The organism is Dactylosporangium salmoneum (assembly GCF_039532525.1).
GTDB classification, from domain to species: domain Bacteria; phylum Actinomycetota; class Actinomycetes; order Mycobacteriales; family Micromonosporaceae; genus Dactylosporangium; species Dactylosporangium salmoneum.
In genome coordinates this window covers 1-3,247 of record NZ_BAAARV010000101.1, presented here as the reverse complement: position 1 = coordinate 3,247, position 3,247 = coordinate 1, and the positions used below count along the sequence as shown (strand labels likewise).

The following is a 3,247-nucleotide window of genomic DNA, read 5'->3' as shown; positions in this document are numbered from 1 at the left end:
TAATAATCATTTGGCACTGGCTTAACAAGCACCCTGTTGAGTTCTCAAACAACCAACACACACCGTCGACCCTCGCCTGTTTCAGGCGCTGACCCTCGGGGCTGTTACCGCTTAATCTACTCGATCGACTTCGCAATTCCAAATCCGGGGATTTGAACCGCATCGCTCGAACTTGCGCCCGACACCAGCTACCCATTGTTGAATGGGCTTCGGAATCGGATTGGCTTTGCAGGCCGGCCGATTGTCGCTTCGCGACTCGTCCGTGTCCCTGCTGGCCGTGTTACTTTACCCGGTCCTAGCCACCGTGTCAACCGAGTGTTTCTGGTCTTTCCGGTGTCTTCGGGGCGTCGTCCCGGTGTTGCGACACGGAACGTTACAGGAGCCCGTCGCGAGAAACCAAATCGAGTGACCGCGCCCACATCCACAGTGGACTCACAGCAGCGTCCCCTGCGCCGGAAACGTGAGCCGAGCAGCGGTGATGCCCTCCAGGATCTGCTCCTCGTTGAGCTCCCGCTCCATGACCCGCGCATAGTTGCGGCCCCGGTTGTGGGTGTTGCGCATCCGCACCACGTTGGGGAACCGCCCGACCGCGCGCATGTCGCCGAGCCCCGACAGGAAGATGAGCTGGATGCCGTTGGCCGCCGCGACCCGCCGCTGGAGGTCCAGGAAGGCCACGTAGTTCGCCGTACCGAGGGGATTGTCCATCGGGAGCACGCCCAGCCCCGGCACGTCGCCCCCGCGGTTGGCCGCCCGCAGCCGGGCGAGCATGCAGAACAGCAGAAGACCGATCGTGACCTTCTCGCCGCCGGACCATTTGCTCATCAGCTCGACCGGCTGGCGGTCGTCGGTGATCTCGGTGGACGGCTTGAGCACGCGGGCCACGAAGTTGCCCCGCCCGACCACCGCGGCGATCGCCTCCCAGGCCAGGGCCAGCCCGTCGGGGATGGCGTCGCCGCCGGCCACCAGCTTGTCGACGAGCCGTTCGACCCGGCTGCGGACGGTGGCGTCGCTCGTGTCGACGCTGGCCCGCGGCCCCACGTCGAGGAACCGCCGGTTGCGCAGGTGGTCGGCGAGGCCGGGCGGGAGCTGCGCGTGGTGCTGGGCGCGCTGCAGGGTCTTGAGCCCCTCCCGCACCTCGGCGCACAGGGCCGTCACCACCAGGTGCTTGTCCTTCTCGACGGCGTCGAGCTCGCCGGCGAGGCCGTGGCGGTACAGCTGCAGCTGCTCCGCGAGGCGGGCGTCCACCGTGGACACGTCACCGCGGAAGCGGCCCCGCACCTCCGGGCTGACGGCGGCGAAGCGCTCCTCGGCGGCCCACCGGTCGATGCGGTGCCCCTCGCCGCCGAGCTTCGCCCGCGCGCTCGTGAGGGCCCGGTCCGCGGCCTGCAGGGCCCGTCGCGCGCCCCGGGCCGACTCGCGGGCCTCGTCCACGTCGCCGGCGAAAGCCGAACCGTCGACCTCGAGGGCGCCGACGTCCTCGGTCAGGTCGGTGACCAGCTCGCGCAGGTCGTCGGCCCGGCGCAGGGCCGCCTCCCGAGCCTGCCCGAGCGCGACGACGCGATCGCGGGCGGCCCGCTCGGCCTCGCGCACCGCCCCGAGCCGCTCTTCGGCCCGCTGGGCGAGGCGCTCCGCGTCCTGCACCTCCGCGACCTCATCGAGATCGAGGCCGACAGATGGGCACGCGTCGAGCTGGCGCCGGGCCGCCGTGAGAGCGGCGACGGCCAGGGTGGCGTCGCGCTGGGCGTCGAGGAAGGCGCGCTCGGCGTCCTCGATTTCCCGTTGTACCGCGGAAGCCTCCACGAGCGACGTGCCGTCCAGCAGCGCCGTGGCCGAGGACCGCTCGGCCGGGTCGAAGCGCTGGATCTCCCGCTCCAGCGCGGCCAGGCTGCGCTCGATCTCGGCGATGGTGGCCTCCAGCGCCGAGGCCGAGGACTGCCGGGTGTACGCGTCGTTGGCCGCCTGGTAGGCCGTGGTGGCCTGCGACAGGCTCGGCAGCGGGCCGGTCGGCGCCGGTTCGCCCGGTCTGGCCCGATGAGGCTTCGCAGACCAGGCGGCGGCGATGCGCTGCAGCTCCTCGCACCGGGCCCGGTACTCGCGCACGGTCTGGGCGTCGCGGTCGGCCTCGGTGCCGTGCCGGCTCGTGGCGGCCGCGGCGAGGCGCTCCTGGGTCTCCGCCTCGGCGAGCTGCTCCTGCAGGTCGGCCCGGCGGCTCGGCAGCTCGGCGAGGTCGCGGCGCAGCCGTTCGGCGTCGGGGGCGCGCTGCTCGAGGCCGGCGAGGGCGGCGATACGGCTCGCCTGCCGGCGGCGCTCCTCCGCGAGGTCGCGCCGGTCCCGGTCGAGCGCGGCGGCCCGCCCGTCGAGCGTCTCCCGGGTCGCCTGCAGCTCGCCCAGGCGCCGCTCGGCCGAAAGCAGGGCGGTGGTGAGGCGCTCGTGCTCGGCGTCGAGGTGCTCACGGTGGCCGGGCGGGCAGCGCTCGGCGAGGTCGAGCAGCCGGCCCTTGAGGCGCATGTCGCCGTCGCGGGTGTCGAGCAGGTCCTGCACCCGCCGGTTGCGCTCCGCACGCCCGGCGTTGCGCCGCTCGACCTCCCCGGCGGCGGCCGTCCGGTCGTACATCGCGACGGCGGGCGCCAGCACGAAGCCGTCCACCGGGCGGGACGCGACCTCGCGCAGCTCGGCGGTCGTGGCGACCTGGATGGCCGAGGTCGGGAAGAGCCGCGCCGCCTCGAGCACGGACCGGGCCCGGTCCAGCAGCGCGGGGTCGTCGACGAGCAGCCCGCCCACGAGGTGCGGCGCGTGGGCGATGGCCGCCGGCCAGGCTTCGGGCGGTACCGAATCGGCCAGGAAATGCCACCCGGTCGTGGCGGGAATCCGCTCCGCGGCCAGCGCGTCCCCGGCCCGCGCCAGGTCGAGCGCGGCCGGCAGCAGCCCCCGGGCGGAGGCGAGGGCCTGCAGGGCGCGGTCGTCCTCGGCGTCGGCCACGGCGAGCTGGATGCGCTGCCGGTCCGCGGCGATGACGGCCTCGGTGAGCAGGTCGACGAGGAGTCGGTGCTCGCCGACCGGGTCGAGGCGGTCCTGCTCGGCGAGGGTGGTCAGCCGCGGGTCGGCGCCGAGCGCGTCGAGCTCGGCGAGCAGTGGCACGCGCTCGGCGTCCAGCACGGCCCGGTCGCGCTCGTACGCGGCCCGCTCCTCGGCCAGCCGGGCCGCCTCGGCCGGCAGCTCCTCCTCGAGCCGCCGGGCGGCCTCGGCG

At 73.7% G+C, this 3,247-nt stretch carries 1 protein-coding gene; it reads right to left on the bottom strand.

The window, feature by feature from the left end:
• Positions 1-432 precede the first annotated feature (432 nt).
• Positions 433-3,247 (bottom strand): coiled-coil domain-containing protein (locus ABD352_RS48725; protein WP_344619475.1); only part of this gene is annotated, 2,815 nt, incomplete at its 5' end.